This is a genomic window from Sulfitobacter mediterraneus (assembly GCF_016801775.1).
Taxonomy (GTDB): Bacteria; Pseudomonadota; Alphaproteobacteria; order Rhodobacterales; family Rhodobacteraceae; genus Sulfitobacter; species Sulfitobacter mediterraneus_A.
On the sequence record NZ_CP069004.1, the window covers coordinates 1,374,635 to 1,395,650 of the forward strand.

23 protein-coding genes are annotated in these 21,016 nt (G+C 59.8%); 11 read left to right on the top strand and 12 right to left on the bottom strand.

Going from position 1 to position 21,016, the window contains the following annotated elements; translation table 11 throughout:
- Window positions 1–6: 6 nt before the first annotated feature.
- On the bottom strand, window positions 7–1,239 hold the full coding sequence (locus tag JNX03_RS06705; RefSeq protein ID WP_203211629.1) for an adenylate/guanylate cyclase domain-containing protein: 1,233 nt from the start codon (window positions 1,237–1,239) through the stop codon (window positions 7–9).
- 102 nt (window positions 1,240–1,341) lie between these two features.
- Here JNX03_RS06705 and JNX03_RS06710 point away from each other — a divergent pair, with 102 nt between their 5' ends.
- The gene (locus tag JNX03_RS06710) at window positions 1,342–1,716 is read left to right on the top strand and encodes a VOC family protein (protein ID WP_203211630.1); all 375 of its coding nucleotides are present in this window, start codon (window positions 1,342–1,344) and stop codon (window positions 1,714–1,716) included.
- Window positions 1,717–1,795: 79 nt separating this feature from the next.
- Window positions 1,796–2,302 carry a DUF2244 domain-containing protein gene (locus JNX03_RS06715; RefSeq protein ID WP_203212158.1) on the top strand — a complete coding sequence of 169 codons (507 nt, stop codon included), beginning with the start codon at window positions 1,796–1,798 and terminating at the stop codon, window positions 2,300–2,302.
- On the opposite strand, the gene JNX03_RS06720 is transcribed toward JNX03_RS06715, so the two are convergent.
- Entirely contained in the window at window positions 2,278–3,162 is an 885-nt protein-coding gene (locus JNX03_RS06720) for a LysR family transcriptional regulator (RefSeq protein ID WP_203211631.1), read from the bottom strand. The two genes, JNX03_RS06715 and JNX03_RS06720, sit on opposite strands and share 25 nt — an antisense overlap.
- Window positions 3,163–3,257: 95 nt before the next feature.
- Here JNX03_RS06720 and JNX03_RS06725 point away from each other — a divergent pair, with 95 nt between their 5' ends.
- Window positions 3,258–3,899 (top strand): class I SAM-dependent methyltransferase, encoded by a 642-nt coding sequence (locus JNX03_RS06725; protein ID WP_203211632.1) that lies wholly within the window; start codon window positions 3,258–3,260, stop codon window positions 3,897–3,899.
- Window positions 3,900–4,002: 103 nt separating this feature from the next.
- On the opposite strand, the gene JNX03_RS06730 is transcribed toward JNX03_RS06725, so the two are convergent.
- Window positions 4,003–4,461: a GatB/YqeY domain-containing protein gene (locus JNX03_RS06730; RefSeq protein WP_203211633.1), complete on the bottom strand. Its 459-nt coding sequence runs from the start codon at window positions 4,459–4,461 to the stop codon at window positions 4,003–4,005.
- Between the two features lie 195 nt (window positions 4,462–4,656).
- Between JNX03_RS06730 and carA the strand changes: the two genes are divergently transcribed.
- Both carA and JNX03_RS06740 read left to right on the top strand, forming a co-directional pair.
- Window positions 4,657–5,814: a glutamine-hydrolyzing carbamoyl-phosphate synthase small subunit gene (carA, locus tag JNX03_RS06735; RefSeq protein WP_203211634.1), complete on the top strand. Its 1,158-nt coding sequence runs from the start codon at window positions 4,657–4,659 to the stop codon at window positions 5,812–5,814.
- 102 nt (window positions 5,815–5,916) lie between these two features.
- Entirely contained in the window at window positions 5,917–7,827 is a 1,911-nt protein-coding gene (locus tag JNX03_RS06740; RefSeq protein WP_203211635.1) for a glycosyltransferase family 2 protein, read from the top strand.
- A gap of 30 nt (window positions 7,828–7,857) precedes the next feature.
- On the opposite strand, the gene JNX03_RS06745 is transcribed toward JNX03_RS06740, so the two are convergent.
- Entirely contained in the window at window positions 7,858–8,511 is a 654-nt protein-coding gene (locus tag JNX03_RS06745; protein ID WP_203211636.1) for a GntR family transcriptional regulator, read from the bottom strand.
- 100 nt (window positions 8,512–8,611) lie between these two features.
- Between JNX03_RS06745 and JNX03_RS06750 the strand changes: the two genes are divergently transcribed.
- Window positions 8,612–9,259 carry a pyrimidine 5'-nucleotidase gene (locus JNX03_RS06750; RefSeq protein ID WP_203211637.1) on the top strand — a complete coding sequence of 216 codons (648 nt, stop codon included), beginning with the start codon at window positions 8,612–8,614 and terminating at the stop codon, window positions 9,257–9,259.
- Between the two features lie 9 nt (window positions 9,260–9,268).
- On the top strand, window positions 9,269–10,465 hold the full coding sequence (locus tag JNX03_RS06755; protein WP_203211638.1) for a UbiH/UbiF family hydroxylase: 1,197 nt from the start codon (window positions 9,269–9,271) through the stop codon (window positions 10,463–10,465).
- Between the two features lie 272 nt (window positions 10,466–10,737).
- Here the strand turns inward: JNX03_RS06755 and JNX03_RS06760 are convergent, their stop codons facing one another.
- The 5 genes from JNX03_RS06760 to JNX03_RS06780 all read right to left on the bottom strand — a co-directional run bounded on the left by JNX03_RS06760 (window position 10,738) and on the right by JNX03_RS06780 (window position 13,739).
- Window positions 10,738–11,862, bottom strand: a complete 1,125-nt coding sequence (locus tag JNX03_RS06760; protein ID WP_203211639.1) for an aminotransferase class V-fold PLP-dependent enzyme — start codon at window positions 11,860–11,862, stop codon at window positions 10,738–10,740.
- Window positions 11,863–11,937: 75 nt separating this feature from the next.
- Window positions 11,938–12,372: an ion channel gene (locus JNX03_RS06765; RefSeq protein ID WP_203211640.1), complete on the bottom strand. Its 435-nt coding sequence runs from the start codon at window positions 12,370–12,372 to the stop codon at window positions 11,938–11,940.
- A gap of 63 nt (window positions 12,373–12,435) precedes the next feature.
- Window positions 12,436–12,759, bottom strand: coding sequence for an antibiotic biosynthesis monooxygenase family protein (locus JNX03_RS06770; RefSeq protein ID WP_203211641.1), 324 nt, complete (start codon window positions 12,757–12,759; stop codon window positions 12,436–12,438).
- Between the two features lie 66 nt (window positions 12,760–12,825).
- Entirely contained in the window at window positions 12,826–13,287 is a 462-nt protein-coding gene (locus tag JNX03_RS06775; protein ID WP_203211642.1) for an Lrp/AsnC family transcriptional regulator, read from the bottom strand.
- Window positions 13,284–13,739, bottom strand: a complete 456-nt coding sequence (locus JNX03_RS06780) for an Lrp/AsnC family transcriptional regulator (RefSeq protein ID WP_203211643.1) — start codon at window positions 13,737–13,739, stop codon at window positions 13,284–13,286. Before JNX03_RS06780 ends, JNX03_RS06775 begins: the two co-directional genes overlap by 4 nt.
- Before the next feature lie 135 nt (window positions 13,740–13,874).
- Here JNX03_RS06780 and ilvC point away from each other — a divergent pair, with 135 nt between their 5' ends.
- From ilvC to JNX03_RS06800, 4 genes are all read left to right on the top strand, one after another.
- Complete coding sequence (gene ilvC, locus JNX03_RS06785; RefSeq protein WP_203211644.1) at window positions 13,875–14,897, top strand: ketol-acid reductoisomerase; 1,023 nt, start codon at window positions 13,875–13,877, stop codon at window positions 14,895–14,897.
- Between the two features lie 99 nt (window positions 14,898–14,996).
- Window positions 14,997–16,091, top strand: coding sequence for an alanine racemase (locus tag JNX03_RS06790; protein ID WP_203211645.1), 1,095 nt, complete (start codon window positions 14,997–14,999; stop codon window positions 16,089–16,091).
- 155 nt (window positions 16,092–16,246) lie between these two features.
- Window positions 16,247–16,744 (top strand): cupin domain-containing protein, encoded by a 498-nt coding sequence (locus JNX03_RS06795; protein WP_203211646.1) that lies wholly within the window; start codon window positions 16,247–16,249, stop codon window positions 16,742–16,744.
- 34 nt (window positions 16,745–16,778) lie between these two features.
- A complete protein-coding gene (locus tag JNX03_RS06800) occupies window positions 16,779–17,660 on the top strand; it encodes a DMT family transporter (RefSeq protein ID WP_203212159.1) in 882 nt (293 codons plus the stop codon).
- Here JNX03_RS06800 and glmM read toward each other — a convergent pair.
- Genes glmM through JNX03_RS06815 form a run of 3 tightly spaced genes read right to left on the bottom strand, consistent with a single transcriptional unit; the run spans window position 17,657 to window position 20,951 of the window.
- Complete coding sequence (glmM, locus tag JNX03_RS06805; RefSeq protein WP_203211647.1) at window positions 17,657–19,009, bottom strand: phosphoglucosamine mutase; 1,353 nt, start codon at window positions 19,007–19,009, stop codon at window positions 17,657–17,659. The genes JNX03_RS06800 and glmM overlap by 4 nt on opposite strands.
- Window positions 19,006–20,028, bottom strand: a complete 1,023-nt coding sequence (gene folP, locus JNX03_RS06810; RefSeq protein ID WP_231024159.1) for a dihydropteroate synthase — start codon at window positions 20,026–20,028, stop codon at window positions 19,006–19,008. Before folP ends, glmM begins: the two co-directional genes overlap by 4 nt.
- Entirely contained in the window at window positions 20,025–20,951 is a 927-nt protein-coding gene (locus JNX03_RS06815; protein WP_203211649.1) for a dihydroneopterin aldolase, read from the bottom strand. Before JNX03_RS06815 ends, folP begins: the two co-directional genes overlap by 4 nt.
- Between the last annotated feature and the right edge of the window lie 65 nt (window positions 20,952–21,016).

A 21,016-nucleotide genomic window follows, 5' to 3' on the forward strand; every position in this document is an offset into this window, starting at 1 on the left:
GCCCTGTCATTCGCTGCCCAAATACAGCGTGAACAATTCCTGCGGCGCTTCGACACCGCGCAGCATATAGGGGCCAAGCGAGATCACCTCCGCCTTGCGGGTTGTGACCTGCCGCGCGACCTGGGCGGACATGATAAAGTTGCGGTCCAGCGGCCCACACATGCCCTGAATACGGGCCGTTTGATTGACCGCAGCCCCGATCACCGTGAAATCCAGCCGCGCCTTGCCGCCGATATTGCCATAAAGCACATCACCCAGATGCAGCGAGAGCGAGTAATCGGTGGTGGTCAATCCCTCCTCCGCCCGCCGGGCGCTGACCGCCGCCATCCGCTCTCCCACCTGGATCGCCGCCTCAAGCGCATTGTCCACCGCGCCGGCGTCTTTGCTGCAATCAAAGATCGCAAGCAGGCCATCGCCCATAAATTTCAAGACATTACCGCCGTGCCCTTCCACAAGGCCGACCACTTCGCCAAAGTAGTCATTGAGCATATCAATGACCGCATGACCGGCAATCCGTTCCGACAATTTGGTAAAACCGCGCAGATCAAAGTACCAGATCACCGCATGTATTGTCTCGGATGAGCCGCGCACGATATCGCCCGACAGCACCCGTTCGCCCGCATCGGCGCCCAGATAAGTCTGCACGATGTCACTGGCCATCTGCCGGTTCGACGCCGATTTGAGCGCCAGCCCCAAATAGGGCAACAACCGCCGCAACATGGCAAGATCACTATCAGAAAATCCGCCTTCGCGGTCGCTGGTCCAGGACATCATCAATCCTTCGGCGGGGTCATCGGGATTGGTCGCCAACGAATTGCGCGGCTGTTCAAAGCTGACCTTGGCCGCGAAATAATCGGTGCATCCGCGTTCTTTCAATTCGGACAGAAACGGAAACCGGGCGGGCGGGTCGCCCTTTTCGAGGCTGATCCGCAGATCCGCCTCATCGACACTCAACAGATAATAAAGCGGGCTGGCCAGCCAGACATCCAGCGGCGCATCCGTGTGTTCATAGGAATCGCGCTCCATGCCTGCGTCCCGCTGCCAGTTGTAGCCAAAGCCGCCATATTCTGGATGATAGGCCCGCTGTGCCACATGCACCCGCTGCACCGGGAGACCCGCCTGCAATATCCGGGTGCAATACCCTTCAAGCAGGTCTTCTTGCGAGGTGCCGTAGACCCCTTGTAGGACAAGCCATTCTGCAATGGCGTCATGACTGCTGAGGTTCGGGTCTGGCTGCATATGCGCAATATGGGGGCTGGCTGGACCGCTTGCAAATCAATCCTGACCCATAGCATCTTTCAAATGCTTGATCATCGGGCGCAGAACCTGCACTGACGTCACATGCGCCTTTCTGCCCTGACCTTGATTGTCCCCGACTATGACGCCGCCATTGCCTTTTACTGCGGGCAAATGGGGTTTGTTTTGGATGAAGATATTGATCAGGGGCGCAAACGTTGGGTCCGGGTCACACCTCCGGGCGGCGGCGCGGGCTTTGTACTGGCCCAAGCGGCGGACGACCGACAAACCGCCGCGATCGGCGATCAGGGTGCAGGGCGGGTCTGGCTGTTCTTGCAAACCGATGATTTTGCCGCAGATCATGCGCGGCTGTTGGCGGCGGGTGTCACCTTTGAAGAAGCGCCGCGCCATGAGCCCTATGGCACCGTTGCAGTGTTCCGCGACATTTTTGGCAATCGTTGGGATCTGATCGGCAGCTGAAGTTTGCACATCGTGCCGCATTGCCTTGACGCCTGGGGCGGTTATCTTGGCCATCCAAGACAACAATTGCGCTGATCCGATGCCCTACGAATGGACCACTCCGCCCGGTGACACACCTCAGGAAATGCGCCTTTGGCCGCATCAATCCCTGCCGCCGCGCGGCTTTGCTGGCTTTATCCTTGTGACCTTCACGCTGATCCTGATCCCGACCCTGCCCCTGTTGGGCACGGCGCTTCTGTGGGGCTTGTTGCCCTTTGTCCTGTTGGCTGTGGCGGGGATCTATTTTGCATTGCAACGCAATCACAAATCCCGCCTGATCGAAGAGGTGCTGACCCTCGATCAGGAGATGACCCACCTGCGCCACACCACGGCCAAGGGGGAGGTTAAAGACTGGGATTGCAACCGCTATTGGACCCAGGTCACGAAATATGACGCAGACGGCCCGGTGCCGCACTACGTCACCCTGCGCGGCAAGGGGCGCGAAGTCGAAATCGGAGCCTTCCTGTCCGAGGACGAACGCATCGCCCTTTTTGAGGAGCTGCAGCGCCGCCTACCCCCGGATCAGCCAAGTGCCTCAACCAGATAATCAAAGACAATGCGCATCCGGCGGCTTGTGCTCAACTCGCGGTGGGCCACCAGCCAGGTTTCGATCTCAAAGGGGGCAATCCCCGGCATCAGCCGCACCACCCCCGCCGTTTGCGCCGCCACATCATCGGTCATTATCCCGATACCAAGCCCCTGCTGCACCATTTGCCATTGCACAAGATGGGTGGCACTGGTCAAAATAAAGTTCTCCGCCGTAACCGGCACGCCCGCCGCGTTCAAGCCGTCAATCAGAACATCATTGTCGGCAAAGCCGATAAAATCGGCCGCCACCAAGGACTTGAGCGTGTCAAAGGGACCGTTATCGCGCACATAGCTTTGCGCGGCATAGAGGCTGGCCCGGCCATTGCGCAGCTTTCGGGCGATCAATTGCGGATCGGTGGGCCTTACATTACGCAGGGCGATATCGGCCTCGCGGCGCCTCAAATCGCGCAGTTCGTTGCTGGCCACGATATCAATGCGAATGCCCGGATGCGCCTGCCGCAGCTTGGCCAGAACGGGCGGCAGATTATAGACCGACAGAATCTCGCTGGCGGTGATGCTGACCAATCCTTCCGCCGTCTGGGATTGCCCCGATGCCACCCGTGACAGCCCACCTGCGGCTTGTCCCATGGCGCGGACGTGGTCCATCATCTCGAGCCCTGAAGGGGTCAGCATCAGACCGTGCCCTGCCCGTTCAAACAAGGCCACACCCAGTTCCTCCTCCAGTGCGGCCACCTGCCGGCCCAATGTTGGCTGGGTTAAGCCAAGAGCCCGCGCAGCGGCGGACAAAGAGCCCTCTTCCGCCGTGACCAAAAAGGCCCGCGCCCTGTTCCAATCAAAGTTGATCAATCGCCAATCCATGCAAATTTGCATAGCAATTCACCAGATTTAGTCAATTCCCCTAAAATTTCTTATGGTGTAGCCACGCTTCACGCCTCAAATGCATGGATCACCCAATGACCAATCTCACCAAACCCCATCCCGAAAGCCGGTTTTGGAACCGTATGGCCCCCGGTTATGCCCGCAGCACCATCTCCGATGTGGAAAACTACGAACGCAAGCTGCGTGAAACCGCCGCATTGATGCGGCCTGACATGCAGGTGCTTGAGATCGGCTGTGGAACCGGATCCACCGCACTTTGGCACGCGCCAAACGTTGCGCATATCACGGCAACGGATTTATCCTCTGGCATGCTGGACATCGCCCGCGAAAAGGCCCGCACAGCAGCGATTGAGAACGTCACCTTTGTGGAGGCCGCGGCCGAAGATGTCCCGCAACCGGATCGGCCCTATGACATGATCATGGCCCATAGCCTGCTGCATCTGGTGAAAGATCATCGCGAAGTGATCACCAACATGGCCAATATGCTGGCGCCTGGCGGCTTTCTCGTGACCAGCACCATCTGCATGTCGGAAGGGTTGTCAGCTTTCAAACTGATCGCTTGGCCCGGCCGCATCCTTGGACTTTTGCCGCGCATCAATTTTCTACGCAAACGTGATTTGGAAGATGCGGTGCAGGATGCCGGTTTGAAGATCCACACATGCTGGCGTCCGGGCAAGCGCAAAGCCGTTTTTCTGATCGCCCGGAAACCGGCATAAGAAGCCCCACCCTGTGGATAACTGCCTCATGCGCCGCATGAGGTAGTCCCGCCAAGCATTTGTTATGTTTGAAACTAGGGCGCATCGCACCCCTGTGGAAAAATTAGCCCAGTCGGTTCTTGACCTTCGGCCCAACAGCACCGAAATCCATCCGCCCTGTGTACTTGGTCTTGAGCAGGCCAATCACCTTGCCCATGTCCCGAATAGACGACGCACCAACCTCTGAAATCGCCGCTTCGACGGCGGCTTCAACCTCGGCATCGTCAAGTTGACGCGGCAGGAACTCTTCGATCACAGTGATCTCCTGACGTTCCCGCTCAGCCAGATCCAGTCGCCCGCCCTCTTCATAGGCCCGCGCCGATTCCATCCGCTGTTTGGCCATCTTGCCAAGAATCGCCAGAACCTCGGCTTCGCTGGCGCCGTCGTCGCTGCCGGTTGCGCGGCTCGCAATGTCCTTGTCCTTGATCGCAGCATTGATCAACCGCAAGGTCGAAAGCCGCTCAGCGGCCTTGTCTCGCATGGCTTGTTTGAGGGCATCTGAGATGCGGGTGCGCAAAGTCATGAGTTCGGTCCTGTGCTCTGATCGATACTAAGCTTCGGACCATACCTGCACTCCGCCCAGCAGGCAATGGGCATCAAAGCCGCTAAGATATTGTTTTCCAACACAATCTCATTTTTCAACAAGACTTGACCACAGCCCGCCCCGGCATTAGGTTCGCGCAGATTTATCCAGACACATCCCGCCCGGAGGCCCCCCATGTCCGCGCCCGTTCCCCCTCGCCCGACTGCCTGTCTTGTACTGGCGGACGGTTCAATTTTCTACGGCATGGGTTTTGGTGCCACTGGCCAAACCGTCGCAGAGCTTTGTTTTAACACAGCAATGACCGGTTATCAGGAGATCATGACAGACCCCTCCTATGCGGGCCAGATCGTGACATTCACCTTTCCGCACATCGGTAACACTGGCACCAACCCCGAAGATGATGAAACCGGCGATCCGGTCGCCTCGGGCATGGTCGTCAAATGGATGCCGACGGACCCGAGCAACTGGCGCAATGTGCAGCATTTGTCGAATTGGCTGGCGGCGCGGGGCCGGATCGCGATCGGCGGTGTGGACACCCGCCGTCTGACCCGCGCCATCCGTCACAGCGGCGCGCCCCACGTGGCGATGGCCCATGACCCCGATGGCAACTTCGATATCGAAGATCTGATCGCCAAGGCCCGCGCCTTTGCCGGTTTGGAAGGCATGGATCTGGCCAAGGAAGTGACCTGTGCGCAGTCTTACCGCTGGAACGAGACCCGTTGGGCCTGGCCCGATGGCTACAAACCCAATGAGAACCCCAAGCACAAGGTTGTCGCCGTTGATTATGGCGCCAAGCGCAACATCCTGCGCTGCCTAGCCTCTGCCGGTTGTGATGTGACGGTGCTGCCTGCCACGGCCACCTATGAGGATGTGATGGCGCATAATCCTGACGGCGTGTTCCTGTCTAACGGCCCCGGCGATCCGGCGGCCACAGGCGCTTATGCCGTGCCGATGATCCGCGAAGTGCTGGACAAGACGGAGCTGCCGGTTTTTGGAATTTGCCTTGGTCATCAGATGCTTGCACTGGCCCTTGGTGCCAAGACCATCAAGATGAGCCACGGCCACCACGGCGCCAACCATCCGGTCAAAGACAATGACACCGGCAAGGTTGAGATCACTTCGATGAACCATGGGTTTGCTGTCGATGCCCAGACCCTTCCGGAGGGCGTTGTGGAGACCCATGTGTCGCTGTTTGACGGGTCCAATTGCGGTATCCGTCTGGCGGATCGTCCGGTGTGGTCGGTCCAGCACCACCCTGAAGCCTCCCCCGGACCGCAAGACAGCTTCTACCTGTTTGAGCGTTTTGCAGAAGCGATGGAAAACCGCGTCTGATCCGCGATCCGGCTTGACGGTCAACCGTTCTTCTCTCTGGTTAAGGGAAAATTAACCAACCAAAGCCAATGCTGACCTGAATTTCAGGTTGGGGTTTTGAAAATGAGCAATCTTCGGCTGGCTCTGGCAGCGCCGCAGATCGCCAACCCGGTTCAAAAACGTATGCCATTGGGCCAACACCTGATGGCGGCGGGGGTTATTGGTGATCAGGATTTGGCGCATGCGTTGGATTTGCAGCGCCATGTTGACGCGCCTATTGGCGAAATCCTGGTTGCCGAAGGGTTGGCGACGCGCAACGATGTTCTATTGGCGCTGTCACGCCAAAGCGCCGCACAATTGGCCGATCTGGATGGTCAACCGCCAACCCCGATGATGGCACAGCATCTGTCCGCTTCGGTTTGCCTGAAATTTCAAGTGGTTCCGTGGCTATCCCTGAATGGTATGCTTCTCGTTGCCACCAGCAATCCCAATGAGTTTGAACAATTGCGCCTCTCCGTGGGAGAGAACGGCAAACGGATGTTTCCAGCCATCGCCTCGCCGGGGCAAATCAAGAAACATATCAGCCGCCTTTACGGCGCGGAACTGGTCCAGCATGCCGCCAGAAAGGTGCCCGCAGCCGAAAGTTGCCGAATCTGGGACATTTCGGGAAACCGGCGGCGCAATTGGGCTGTGGCCGTCATCTCCGCTTTGATGGTGGCGCTTATTTACGCGCCTCTTTGGACCCTCACCGTGCTGATGCTTTTCGCGGTCGGGACATTGGTGATGTCCACCACTCTCAAGGCCGCCGCGCTTTGGGCCGAGTTGTCCCATAGATATACAGCGTCGCGCCAGACCGCGCCCTCCTCTGTCCTGCCGTTTCGGGTGCCAAAGGTCTCTGTCCTGGTGCCATTGCTGCACGAGAAGGAAATTGCGGGCGCCCTGATCAAAAGGCTTGAACGGTTGACCTACCCAAAATCCCTGCTGGAAATTGTGTTGGTGCTGGAGGCCACGGACGAACTCACCCGCGAGACATTGGCCCGCACATCGCTACCCGAATGGATCAGTGTGATCGAGGTGCCCGAAGCCAATCAATTGACCACAAAACCGCGGGCATTGAACTATGCGATGGACTTTTGCCAAGGATCGATCATTGGCGTTTGGGACGCCGAAGATGCCCCGGAGGCCGATCAGATCGAAAAGGTCGTCTCCCGTTTCCAATCCGCCCCGCCAGAGGTCGCTTGCCTGCAAGGCAAGCTGGACTATTACAACAGCAGTGCAAACTGGTTATCACGTTGTTTTACAATCGAATATGCGGCGTGGTGGCGGGTGCTTTTGCCCGGTGTGGCGCGGTTGGGACTGGTGATGCCCCTGGGCGGGACAACCCTGTTTTTTCGCCGTGATCTGCTGGAGAAGCTTTGTGGTTGGGATGCCCATAACGTCACCGAGGATGCCGATCTTGGCGTGCGACTGGCCCGCCATGGATACAGCACGGAGCTGATTGATACCGTCACATTTGAAGAGGCCAATTGCCGGACGTGGCCTTGGGTGCGGCAACGCTCGCGCTGGCTCAAGGGGTTCTTGATCACATGGTCGGTGCATATGCGCGATCCGGCCGCCTTGTTGCATGATCTGGGGTGGCTGCGGTTTTTGGGGGTGCAAACCATGCTGCTGGCGACCTTTGCCCAGTTTGCCGCCGCGCCGCTGCTGTGGTCATTCTGGCTGGCGCTGGCGGGGCTGCCCCATCCGGTGCCGATGACCATGGGCAATGGGGTGTTATGGGCGATGGTGACGCTGTTTATTCTGTCAGAGACCCTGAACCTGTTGATCGGGATGATTGCCACCTCCGGCGAGCGGCACCGCCGCCTGATGCCTTGGGTGTTCACGACACCGTTCTATTTTCCACTTGGGGCGCTGGCCGCGTACAAGGCTCTGCATGAATTTGTGGTCAGCCCGTTTTTCTGGGACAAAACCCAGCATGGCGTCACGCCGGACCCGCAGCCGCATTTGCCCGCAAACGCCTCACATCTCAGCTAGATGGTGACACAGACACCCAAGGCAAAGGGTCTAGCCTTCGTCCTCGCGGCGCGCTGCCTCTTGCTTGAGACGGGTCACAAAGGCCACCGAAATATGACTGCGCAGCGCCTCATCCGCGCCATCTTCATCCCGCGCTTCGATCATTGAAACGATCTTGTCATGTTCCGCCTGCGCAAGCGCTCCGCGCCCCTCCGCCGCCAATGACGTGGTCGCCATAAGCGCCATGGAACGGTACAAAAGATCGAGCTGTTGCACCAAATAGCGGTTGTGCGAGGACAGATGGATCTGTTTGTGAAAGCGCCGGTTGCTGCGCGAGAGCGCCGAGGGATCATTGACCAGCTTATTGTCCGACTCCACCATTTCGCGCAGAACCCGCACCTCTTCCTCGGTGGCGTGGCGGGCGGCCAGACGTGCGGCCAGCCCCTCCAACTCCCCCCGCACCACATAAAGTTCGGCGGTTTGGTTGTGATCCAGTGACGCCACGATAAGGCTGCGCCCGTCACGTGTCAGCAAGGACTGTGTCTCCAACCGTTGCAACGCCTCGCGCACCGGGGTGCGGGACACGCCAAAACGATCCGCCAATTCGCTTTCCACCAGCCGGTCACCGGGTCGATAGGTGCCCACATCGATGGCCTCAAGTATCATCGAATAGGCGTCTGTTGATCCGGGTTTGGGCGCGGCCATGGCAATCTTCCTTTGGTTGCGGCCACCTTACTGTCTGATCCCTTCGGCGCAAGCCCGCAGCCCCCTTGCGAAGCATCCGCCAAGCGCCTAAGCCAAACATATGCCACGCGATGCCTTCTCTCACGTCGATACCTGGGTCTTTGATCTGGACAACACGCTGTACCCGCCCGAGGCGCGGCTGTTTGACCTGATTGAAGTCCGCATGACCAATTGGGTGATGCAGGAACTCAAGGTGGATCAGCCCGAAGCGGACCGTCTGCGCCGCAAATACTGGCACGAACACGGCACCACATTGGCCGGCTTGATGCGCGAACATGACATCGACCCCGCCCCCTACCTTGTGGACGTGCATGATATTTCCATGGACAGCCTGACCCCCGATCCCGACCTTGCCGCCGAAATCCGCAGCCTGCCGGGGCGGCGCATTGTCTACACCAATGGCTGCGCCCCCTATGCCGAGCGGGTGCTGGCCGCGCGTGGCCTGTCGGGGCTGTTTGATGCGGTCTACGGGGTGGAACACGCCGATTTCCTGCCCAAGCCGGACCGGGCCGCCTTTGACAAGGTTTTTGCCACCGACGGCCTGAACCCTGCCTCTGCCGCGATGTTCGAGGATGATGCCCGCAACCTGTCCGCACCCTTCGAGATGGGCATGCGCACGGTGCATGTGGCCCCTGCGCGACAGCATGCCGCGCATATTGATTACCATACCGATGATCTTCGGGGTTTCCTCGGCCGGGTGAAAGCATAAGTGTAAACCATGGCTTTTGACTGCGATATTCTGATCTCGGGCGGCGGGATTGCCGGGCTGACCGCGGCGGCGGCCTTTGGCACCGCAGGGTTTGATGTGATCTGCGTTGATCCGGCACCGCCCGTTGTCGAAAAGGATGCACAAGGCGCCGACATGCGCAGCACAGCATTCCTGCAGCCGGCCCGCCGGGTGCTGGAAGCGGCCGAGATCTGGCCCGCGCTCGCCCCTCATGCCGCCCCTTTACAGATCATGCGGATCGTCGATGCCGGCGGAGAAGTAGCCGAACCGCGTGTTACCCGCGAATTTGATGCCAGCGATATCTCGGATCAGCCCTTTGGCTGGAACTTTCCCAACTGGCTGCTCCGCCGGGAACTGGTGGCGCGGCTGAACGATCTCCCTAATGTGGATTTCCGGCCCGGCACCGGCACAACATCCCTGTTCACCCGCACCGCAGAGGCCCGCGTGGGCCTGACCGATGGCAGCCGCATCCGCTGCAAACTGGTGGTCGCCGCCGATGGCCGCGCAAGCCCGATGCGCGAGGCGGCGGGCATTTCCGTCAGCACCCGGCGTTATGGGCAAAAGGCACTGGCCTTTGCCGTGACCCACCCGATCCCGCACGAAAATGTATCGACCGAGATTCACCGCACTGGCGGGCCGTTCACACTGGTGCCCCTGCCCGATCTGGATGGCATGCCCTCGTCGGCGGTGGTCTGGATGGACGATGGCCCCCTGACCGTGGCCCGCGCCGCAACGGACACCGCCGATTTTGAGGCCGAAATGTCAGAGCGGTCCTGCCATCTGTTTGGCCCACTCACCTTGGCCAGCCCGCGCAACGTCTGGCCGATCATCAATCAGCACGCCGAAAGGTTGGCGGGCGAACGGTTGGCGTTGATCGCAGAGGCCGCCCATGTCGTGCCGCCCATCGGGGCGCAGGGGTTGAACATGTCGCTCAATGATCTGGCCTGCTTGCTGGATCTGGCGGTGGCACATCCCGAAACGCTGGGCGATGCGGCGATGCTGGAGAAATATCACAAGTCCCGTTTTGCCGACATCCAACTGCGGGTGCGCGGCATTGACCTGCTCAACCGCGCCAGCCAAGCCAGCAGCCCGCTCGCCCGCGACGCCCGCGCGGCCGGTCTGAACGCGCTTTATGCCATGCCGCAGGTGCGCAAGATGCTGATGCAAATGGGCCTTGGCGTGCGGTAACGCGGGGTTCAAACCGCCACGTTGGTCGGCTCTGGGGGACGCTTGCTTGTGCTGTGTTGCGCCTTTCGCAGACTGAAGCCGCCAGACGTCCGTTTCGAGCCCGAAGGTGCCCTTGAAGATAGCGTGCAAATTGCCAAATCACCGATTTGGCAGCGCCCGAACCGCCCCCACGGGGCGGGCGCTTTGCTTCCACCCCTCGGTTCGGCCGCGATGGCACTTTAAAGGCGGCTGAGTCCGCACACCCGACATTTTCCTCCCCCAAAACCACCCCCTCAAATCACCTCATCCAGCACGGCAGCCAGCCGCGCCAATGTGGCGTCCACATCGTAAAGCTTGTCCAAACCAAACAGACCCAAACGGAAGGTGCTGAAGCCCTCAGGCTCACCAACCTGCAACGGCACACCGGCTGCAATCTGCATACCCTTTTCGGCAAACGCCTTGCCGTTCTGCACCTGCGGGTCGGAGGTATAGCTGACCACAACCCCCGGCGCACCAAAGCCATCCGCCGCAACCGAGGTCACGCCCTTGGCCGCCAACATCGCCCGCACCCCATCACCAAGCCGCCATTGCGCCTCTTTCAAGCGGTCAAATCCGTATTCCTTGGTCTCGATCACCGTATCGCGGAACGCCCGCAAGGCATCGGTCGGCATGGTCGCATGATAGGCATGACCGCCGTCCTCATAGGCTTTCATGATGCTGCGCCACTTGGCCAGATCAATGGCGAAACTGTCCGATTGTGTCTCTGCCAACCGCGCCTCGGCACGCGATGACATCATCACGATGCCTGCACTTGGCGAGGCGCTCCACCCCTTTTGCGGGGCCGAAATTGCCACATCGACGCCAAGGGCTTTCATATCGACCCAAGCGCAGCCCGAAGCGATGCAATCCAGCACCATCAGCGCCCCAATCTCATGGGCGGCCTGCGCCATGGCGGTGATGTAATCATCGGGCAGGATCACCCCGGCACTGGTTTCCACATGGGGGGCAAACACCACCTGCGGCCTGTTCTCGTGGATGGCCGCGATCACGTCCTCAATCGGCGCAGGGGCAAAGGGGCTTTGCGGCGCATTGCCTTGAGGCCGTGCCTTCATCACGGTGGTGTTGCCAGTCAAATCGCCGCTTTCGATGATCTGGCTCCAGCGGTAGGAAAACCAGCCATTGCGCACCACCAGCACCTCGGCGCCGCGGGCGAACTGCCGCGCCACGGCTTCCATCGCATAGGTGCCGCCGCCGGGGATCAGGGCCACAGCATCCGCGTTGTAAACCTCTTTCATCAGCTCGGAGATGTCGCGCATCACCTGTTGAAAGGCGGCGGACATATGGTTGAGCGACCGATCCGTAAATACCACGGAAAACTCATCCAACCCGCTTGGGTCAATTGTATTTAGCAAAGCCATTTGAGGTTCCTTTTGCAATTCGCCCTGCACTTTCGCCGCGCAGGTAAGTCAATCTGATGTCCATATCCGATCCGGTCAAACCGACCCACCGCGCTGGCGGGTGCGGATCTGGCGCAGGGTTTCCACCAGCATCGCAGTGAGCAAACCAAAGATCAAAAGACCATTTGCCGCTGCCAATCCGCCAAGCAGGCGCCATTCCACCGGCAACAGAATGTCGCCAAACCCCAACGTGGTGAAGGCAACCAGCGAGAAATAAACCGATGCCTCAAAGGTCACAAAGATCTGCAACAGCCACAGGGCGACCGCCCAGATCCAGACCGCCGCTGTCATCATCACCAATGTCCAAAACATCGCAAAGGACAAAACAATGGTCAGTTTTGGCCCATGAGGCGGGCGGATCACCCAGCGGTGACTGCGCGCCAGTGCCAGCTCCAACCCCCACCACGACATCGCAGCGGCGATGGCAGTGATTGCGATCAAACCACTTCCCAAAAGCAACTGAATGAACATGCCGCGATCCTTTACGCTGAATTCACGCCCAAGGCATAGCGCAAGCGTGCCCGCCCTGCACCCCTATTGCGGAAAGGTGGCAGCGACCTCATACATCACCGGCTCGAACCGGGTACAAAGCTTGGCAATCTCGCGGTTGCGGCGGCGCATCTCATCTGTGCGCAGCATCGCCTTGAAATCATCACGGGTGGCCCATTGGGAGTAATTCGCAATCCGCGTTTCCGCGTCATTCACATGCAGTCCGGCCCCCGTAAATCCCGGTTGTTTCGAGATAAACTCAGCATAGGCCTGGGTCAGCAGGTCCAGCAAATCCTGACAGGTTCCGGGCGAACATTCGAAGGTGGTGATGACGGTCTGCAAGGCAGCATTGGCTTTGATCTGGGGCATTGTGGCTCCTCCTTGGGGTCATGCTAACACGAAAATCCCGGATGTCTGGCCCCTTATGCACCCCGTTCAAACGCCAAGTGGCCCCGGCAGACGTTCCTCGCTGAGCAGCACATTCGCCTCCACCTCGCCCGCGCCGGGCAAGGTCATGATCCGCCGCCGCAGCACCCGTTCAAAATCCGGCAAATCCCGCGCCACGACCCGCAAACGGTAGTCATAAAGGCCCAGAACATGCTCCACCGTCTGCACTTCGGGGATCGCCGCCACTGCACGCTCAAAATCCTCGAGGCTGACGCGCCCCTTGGTGGCCAGTTTGATGCCCAAAAACACCGTCACCCCAAAGCCAAGACTTTCTGCATTGAGCCGCAATCTGCGCCCGCGCAAGATCCCGGCCTCCTCAAGCCGCCGGATGCGCCGCCATGTGGCCGGCTGGCTCAGCCCATAGCGCCGCCCCAAGGCAGAAGCACTTTGTGTGGCGTCGCGCGCCAGTGACCGGATCAATTGATGGTCGATTTCATCAAGATCAATCATATCGGCAAAGTCTGTTCTGATTTGATCCGCGCCACCTGCATCAAGGCCTCAATGTCCGCAATATGCGGCAGGGTCAGGATACGGCTGCGGTAAATCTGTTGATAGTGGCCCATGTCACGGGCGATGATCGAGAGGCGCACATCGACGCGGCCCAAAAAGGTCTGGACCTCGATCACCTCGGGCACCTGCCGTGCCTCGGCGAGAAAGGCGTCAAACGCATTGCTTTGGGTTTTGTCCAGCGTCACCCGCAAGGACACCTCCACCGCATAGCCAAGCGCGGCCCAGTTCACCACCGCGCTCACGCCCTGCACGATGCCGTCATCTTCCATCTTGGCAATCCGCCGCGCCGCCTTGCCCGGTGTCATGCCGCAGCGTTCGGCCAATTCACCGGGGCTCAGGCTTGGCTCCGCCTGCCAATAGCGCAACAAACGCCGATCCATGTCATCAAGCATGATTTTTCCATTATTTGACCAAATCACGCATTACCATCTTCATCTGATCGAATAAACTCACAAATCAGCAATAGCCCCTCACGGCACAATGCGTATGTTGAACCTCAGATTTATGACCTCGAAAGGACCACCAAAATGCGCGTTTATTACGACCGTGACTGTGACGTTAATCTCATCAAAGACAAAAAAGTCGCCATCCTCGGCTATGGCTCTCAGGGCCACGCCCATGCGCTGAACCTGCGCGACAGCGGCGCGAAAAACCTTGTAGTAGCCCTGCGCGACGGCTCTGCCTCCAAGGCCAAGGCCGAAGGCGAAGGTCTCAAGGTTATGGAAATCTCCGAAGCCGCAGCATGGGCCGATGTGATCATGTTCACCATGCCCGACGAACTGCAGGCCGATACCTACAAGAAATATGTTCACGACAACATCCGTGAAGGCGCAGCGATCGCATTTGCCCACGGTCTGAACGTACACTTTGGCCTCATCGAGCCAAAGGCAGGCGTTGACGTGATCATGATGGCGCCAAAAGGCCCAGGCCACACCGTGCGCGGCGAATATACCAAAGGCGGCGGCGTGCCTTGCCTCGTTGCGGTAAACCAAGACGCCTCCGGCAAAGCGCTGGAAATCGGGCTGTCTTACTGCTCCGCCATCGGTGGCGGCCGTTCTGGCATCATCGAAACAGATTTCCGCGAAGAGTGCGAAACCGACCTCTTTGGCGAACAGGCCGTTCTCTGTGGCGGTATCGTTGAATTGATCCGTATGGGTTTCGAAACACTGGTTGAAGCCGGTTACGAGCCTGAGATGGCCTATTTCGAGTGCCTGCACGAAACCAAGCTGATCGTGGACCTGATCTATGAAGGCGGCATCGCAAACATGGATTACTCGATCTCCAATACAGCCGAGTATGGCCAGTATGTTTCCGGCCCGCGCATCCTGCCTTACGACGAAACCAAGGCCCGTATGAAAGCGGTTCTGAGCGACATCCAGTCCGGCAAGTTCGTGCGTGACTTCATGCTGGAGAATGCAGTTGGCCAGCCAACGATCAAATCCTCGCGCCGTGCAAACGACGAGCACCAGATCGAAGTTGTCGGTGGCAAGCTGCGCGACATGATGCCCTGGATCTCTGCGGGCAAGATGGTCGACAAAGCCAAGAACTAAGGCTTACGATCTCGACAATTCAGCGCCCGGCAGCCTGTTCTGCTGGGCGCTTTTTATTGTGCGGGCCTTTTCAGCTGGCCGGCACACAGGAGAAGCCCAATGAATTATGCGGACATGGAAACACCCTGCCTTATCCTCGACCACGAGCGATTTGAGGCCAATGCAGCCAGGATGCGTGCCCATTGTGATGCACGCGGTGTCGCCCTCCGGCCGCATCTCAAGACGCTCAAATCGGTTGACGCGGCCAAGGTTGCGACGGGTGGAATGCTGCAGAGGATCACGGTTTCTACGCTCCGCGAGGCGGAGGTTCTCGCCCGCGCCGGTTTTGACGACATCCTGCATGCTGCGGGGATTACGCCGAACAAGTTTGATCACGTGCGCAGGATCAACGCAGAGACTGGCAAGAGGCTGATCCTGACCCTTGATTCTATCGAAATGGCGCAGGCTTTGGTGCAAAACGACCTGCCCAACAGTGCGATGATCGAGATTGACTGCGGCGAACATCGAGGCGGGATCGGAAGCGATAACAAAGATTTAGAAGACATCGCCCGGGTGCTTGGACGTCAATTTGCGGGCATTATGACCCACGCAGGTCATTCTTATAGCTCTGACGAGATCGGACGGATCAAAGAGATCGCCGATGATGAGGTCAATGCAGCCACCACAGCGGCAACGCGGCTCCGGGCTGCCGGGATAGAGGTGCCGATTGTCTCTGTCGGATCAACGCCCACGGTGCTGCATGCGGACACCCTCGACGGGGTCAATGAGGTGCGCTGCGGGATCTACATGGTCTGGGATCTGAGCCAATTCGGGCGGGGCATCTGCGCCCTAGACGATCTCGCCTTGACGGTGCTGGCCACGGTGATCGGGCACAACCGAAGCGCGGGCGTTCTGACCGTCGATGCGGGCGCTCTGGCCATGTCCAAGGACATAGGCGCCAACACCTATCTGCCTGATGCGCGTTTTGGCTGGCTTTGCGATGCAAATGACCTGACCCCGTTGGGTCTGAGCATCGACACAGTGCATCAGGAGCACGGCACGGTGGTGGTCAAAGACCCGTCCGCATTTGACCGTTTGCCCATCGGAACACAGGTGCGCATTCTGCCCGGTCATGCCTGCCTCACGGCGGCGGGCGGCTATGAAGGCTATCATCTGCGGCAGGGTGGGTTCTGGCCAAGGTTCAACGGCTGGTGAGCGCAGCTTTTCAAATCTCTTGGCGTCCTACTGGGCCGGCTCCAAAGGCGGCCCTGCCATCCTTCGGCCCATGGCGAAGTAAATCTGATTGACCCCGGTCCCCTGTCGGGGTCTTTTGCGTGAACGCATCACCCCCAAGGTCTAGGAGAGCCGAGATGCCCATCATCACCAAAGCCGCCGCAAGACGCGAGAGCGATGACGGCAAGGGCAACCCATGTGGCCCTTACGAGGCGCTGCTTTTTTCCGACAGCGGAGGGTTGACCCAATTTGGCGCTTTTGTTGAGACCCTGCCACCGGGTTCGGCATCGTCCATCAAACATTGGCATGCCAAGGAAGACGAAATGATCTATGTTCTGGACGGCGTTGCAACTGTCCTCGAAGGAGATAAGGAACACCAGCTCACCCCCGGAGATGCTGCAACTTTCAGGGCCGGCGATCCCTTGGGACATTGCGTGCAGAACAAGTCAGACCGACCGATTACATATCTCGTCATCGGCACTCGCAAGGAGGCCGACACCGTGACCTTTCCGGACCACGACCGCGTTCTGCATTTCACCAGAGATGACGCAGGAGAGACTGCCGAAAGACATTTTGAAACCTTACAAGGCGCGCCTGCAACCAGCCCCTATGTGATCGACGCCAGTGCCACCTGACACCACCCCACGCATCACCCTCTACAGCTGGCTGATGGTGGCCATCCTTGCCTTTGTCTGGGGCGGCACGTTTATGGTCACCGAAGTGGCGCTGCGTGGCATCACCCCGTTCTGGCTGGCGGCCTCGCGCATTGTATTCGCTGCCCTGATCATGATCGCGGTTTGGGGATTGCGCGGCTTTGTCCTGTTCCAGGCTCCACTCAGCGGGCCTCAACGTGCGGCCCTGTTCACCATCGGCGCGGCCAGTTCGGCGGTGCCTTTTTCCCTGCTCGCTTGGGGCCAGCAGCATGTGACCTCTGGCTTTGCCGGCGTGTCCATGGCCTCAACCGCGCTGATCATGCTGGTGCTGGCGCATTTCTTTGTGCCGGGTGAACGGTTGACCCTGCGCCGGTCTATCGGGTTTGCCATCGGATTTTGCGGGGTTGTGGTGCTGATCGGTGGTCAAGCCTTCGAGACCTCGGGCGGCCTGCTGGAACCCATTGGACGTGCGGCCTGCATCGGCGCCGCGTTCTGTTATTCGGTCAGCTCGATCCTGATGCGCCGATTGCCTGCGGTCGATCCCATTGGTCTGGCGACCGTATTGCTGTTGATCGCCTCGTCCATCACCGTGCCGCTGGCCCTCATCACCGAAGGGCTGCCGCCGCTGCCAGACAAGCAAACCCTTGTTGTGCTTGCCTTTCTGGGACTGATCCCCACTGCTGCCGCCAATATCCTGCGGGTGCTGGTGGTGCGCAGCGCCGGGCCGGTCTTCATGTCACTGGTCAATTACCAGGTGCCGGTCTGGTCTGTGGTGCTGGGCGCATGGATCCTGGCCGAACCGATGCCGCCATCGCTGCTTTATGCGATGGTCTTGATCTTGGTCGGGGTCGGGATCAGCCAATATGGAGCATTGCGCCGGTTGTTTGGCCGCGCCTAACTCGAACCGCCAACGGCCTCTGTCACAGCCGCCACAACACCATCCACACAACGCTCCATCAGCGCTGCGTCTTCGTGTTCGGCCATCACCCGGACCAAGGGTTCAGTGCCGGACTTGCGGATGAGCAGACGCCCACCCCCAGACAAATCCGCCTCTGCCTGCGCGATCGCTGCCTTGACCGGGGCCATTTCCAGCGGCGCCTGGCCCGCCGCAAAACGTACGTTCTTAAGCAATTGCGGCACCGCATCAAATTGATGCAACAACTCTGACGCCTTGCGCCCGCCCCGCACCAGTTCCGCCAGAAACTGCATGCCCGCCATCAGCCCGTCGCCCGTGGTGGCATAATCGGTCATCACGATGTGCCCCGATTGTTCGCCGCCAAGGTTAAAGCCGCCCTGCCGCATGCGTTCCACCACATAGCGATCGCCAACGCTGGTGCGTTCCAGCCGCAAACCACGCGCGTCCAGGAAACGCTCCAGCCCCAGATTGCTCATCACAGTGGCCACAAGGGCGTTGCCCTTCAGCCGATCTTCTTCGGCCCAGCGGGCCGCCATCAGCGCCATGAACTGATCGCCGTCGCCAACATTGCCTTTCTCGTCGATCAGAATCACCCGGTCGGCATCACCATCCAGACAAATGCCCACATCTGCCCCATGGGCCACGACCGTTTCTGCCGCGGATTGCGGATGGGTCGATCCACAGCCCTCGTTGATGTTGTGGCCATTGGGGGCCACGCCCACGGGAATCACGGTCGCGCCCAGCTCCCACAGGGTCATCGGCGCGACGTGATGCGCCGCACCGTTGGCGCAATCTATCACCACCTTCAACCCGTCCAGACGCATCTGGCGCGGAAAGGAGGATTTCACCCTTTCGATGTAACGAAAGCGGCTGTCGTCGATACGTTTGGCGCGGCCAATCTCGGCCGCCGCAGTCGGTTCAACCCCTTCGGCGACCAGCGCCTCAATCTCGGCCTCAGCCTGATCGGACAGTTTGAACCCGTCAGGGCCAAAGAATTTGATGCCATTGTCATGGGCCGGGTTGTGGCTGGCGGAAATCATCACACCCAGATCGGCGCGCATCGACCGGGTCAGCAGCCCAACCGCCGGGGTCGGCACCGGCCCCAAAAGCAGCACATTCATGCCCGTGCTGGTCAGACCCGCCGTCAGCGCGTTTTCAAACATATAGCCAGACAACCGCGTGTCCTTGCCAATCACCACCCGGTGCACACCCTTGTTGTCACGCCGGAAATAACGCCCCACAGCCGCACCGATGCGCAGGGCCATCTCGGCGGTCATGGGATAGATATTGGCCGTGCCACGCACGCCGTCAGTGCCAAAAAGCTTTGTCATGCCTGTCTTCCTGCCATGGCAGCCCGCCACAGCGCTATTGCCTGAGTTGTTTGCGGCACATCATGCACACGCAGGATCTGAATACCATGGGCAAGGCCTGCAAGCGCAACCGCAATCGACCCCGGTGCGCGGTGATCTGCCTGCGGGGCATTGCCGATGGTGCCGATAAACCGCTTGCGCGATGCACCCAATAGGATCGGCACCCCCAGATCATGAAACAGGCTGAGCCGCGCCAAGAGGGTCAGGTTGTGATCCAGCGTCTTGCCAAAACCGATGCCCGGATCGGCGATGATCCGGCTGCGCGGAATGCCCTGGGCCGCAAGCGTTTCAATGCGGCCTGCCAGATAGTCGAAGACATCCAGCAGCACATCATCATAGCGCGGGTCTTGCTGCATGGTTTCGGGATCGCCCTGCGCATGCATCACACAAACCGGCAAGGACCGTGCCGCGCAGAAAGGCGCCAGCGCCTCATCATAGGTCAGCCCGGAAACGTCATTGACCAGATCCGCACCCGCCCGGATTGCGTTTTCAGCCACCGCCGCTTTGCGGGTGTCGATGGAGATCGCACAATCCACACCGGAGGCCCGCAACCCTTCGATGACAGGAGACGTACGGCGGATCTCTTCGTCCACGGCGACGGTTTCCGCGCCGGGGCGGGTGGATTCGCCGCCGATGTCCAGAATATCCACGCCCGCAGCCTGCATCTGCAATCCGGCGCGAACCGCGTCCTGTTCCGCCGCATGAACACCGCCATCTGAAAAACTGTCCGGTGTGGTGTTCAGAATGCCCATCACCCGTGGACGATCCATGGTCAGCATGGCCACTTGCGGGCGCGGTGCACTCAAAAGGGCGGCCGCATCGGCCGGCAGGTCTTGCGCCGCGATGATCTGCCCCGACGCGCCACGGCGCAATACCTCAACTTGCGAGAACCAGCCCCATCCCCCCGCAAGGGAAAGCGCCTCATCAGGCCGCGCTGGCCCGCATTGCACAAGCGGGCGAAAATAGTCGCGCCCAGTCACAACCTGTCCTGCTCCGCCGAGATGGATTTGAGCGGCACGGATGCCTCTTGCGGCAGCGCCGCCCCTATCACCAGCATATCCTCGGCCTCCATCGAGGCGGCAAACCATGCGGCCAGCGCCACCGCATCACGCGGCTGGGCAGACGGGGTATCCACAGAATCCAGAACGATTTTGGAGGGTGCCCAAACACAGGTCTGGCCATTCTTCATCGCCCAATCCAGTTCGGTGCGCGTGTCCACCACAACGCAGCGGTCATCCCTGGAGGCCAGAACCCATGCATTCTGTTCAATCGCCAACAGATCAATCCGGCGCTGTGCCATCTTGTGCGACAACTGCGGCGCGGCGGCATCCGGTGCGCCCACACAAATAATCACCGGCTTGCCCTGCCCGGTCAATTGATCCAGCCATCCCGCCAGATGCGGAGAGGCAATTGCGGCATTGCCCAGAAACAGAAACTGCGGCTGCGGTGCGGCCTCTTGCACCACCTCGGGCGCGGGGGCAGCGGCCACGCGGGCCCGCACAATCTCGACGCCCAATGCACCGGGGCCACGATCCAGCTTTTCGATACGCACAAAGGCCCGCATGGCCTGCGGTTCCAGCAATATTCGATCTGCAACGCGCTCTGCCAGTGTTTCAAGCAACGCCAAACGCTCCACCGCCAGTTCTGCGGCAATCGCTTCGGTCACTCGGTCATAGCTCAGGATACGGTCCACATCGTCTTCAATAGGCCCGGTCAGCGGCTGCACCTCAACCACGACATTAAAGCAGATGCGCTGTGTCACCCCGCGTTCAGCCTGAAACGCGCCGATCTCGACCTCGACGATGTGATCGCGCAGGGAAATGCGGTCCAGCGGAGCATCACCGGCCATGGCCTCCGCACGCTCTGAGGGATGCGCAAAGGCAAGGCGGACTTCGTTCGACATGGTTCTGGCCTTCAATGGGTGTTTTCAGATGCGGGCATAGCCGATCCGGCCCGCATTAGCAGCCA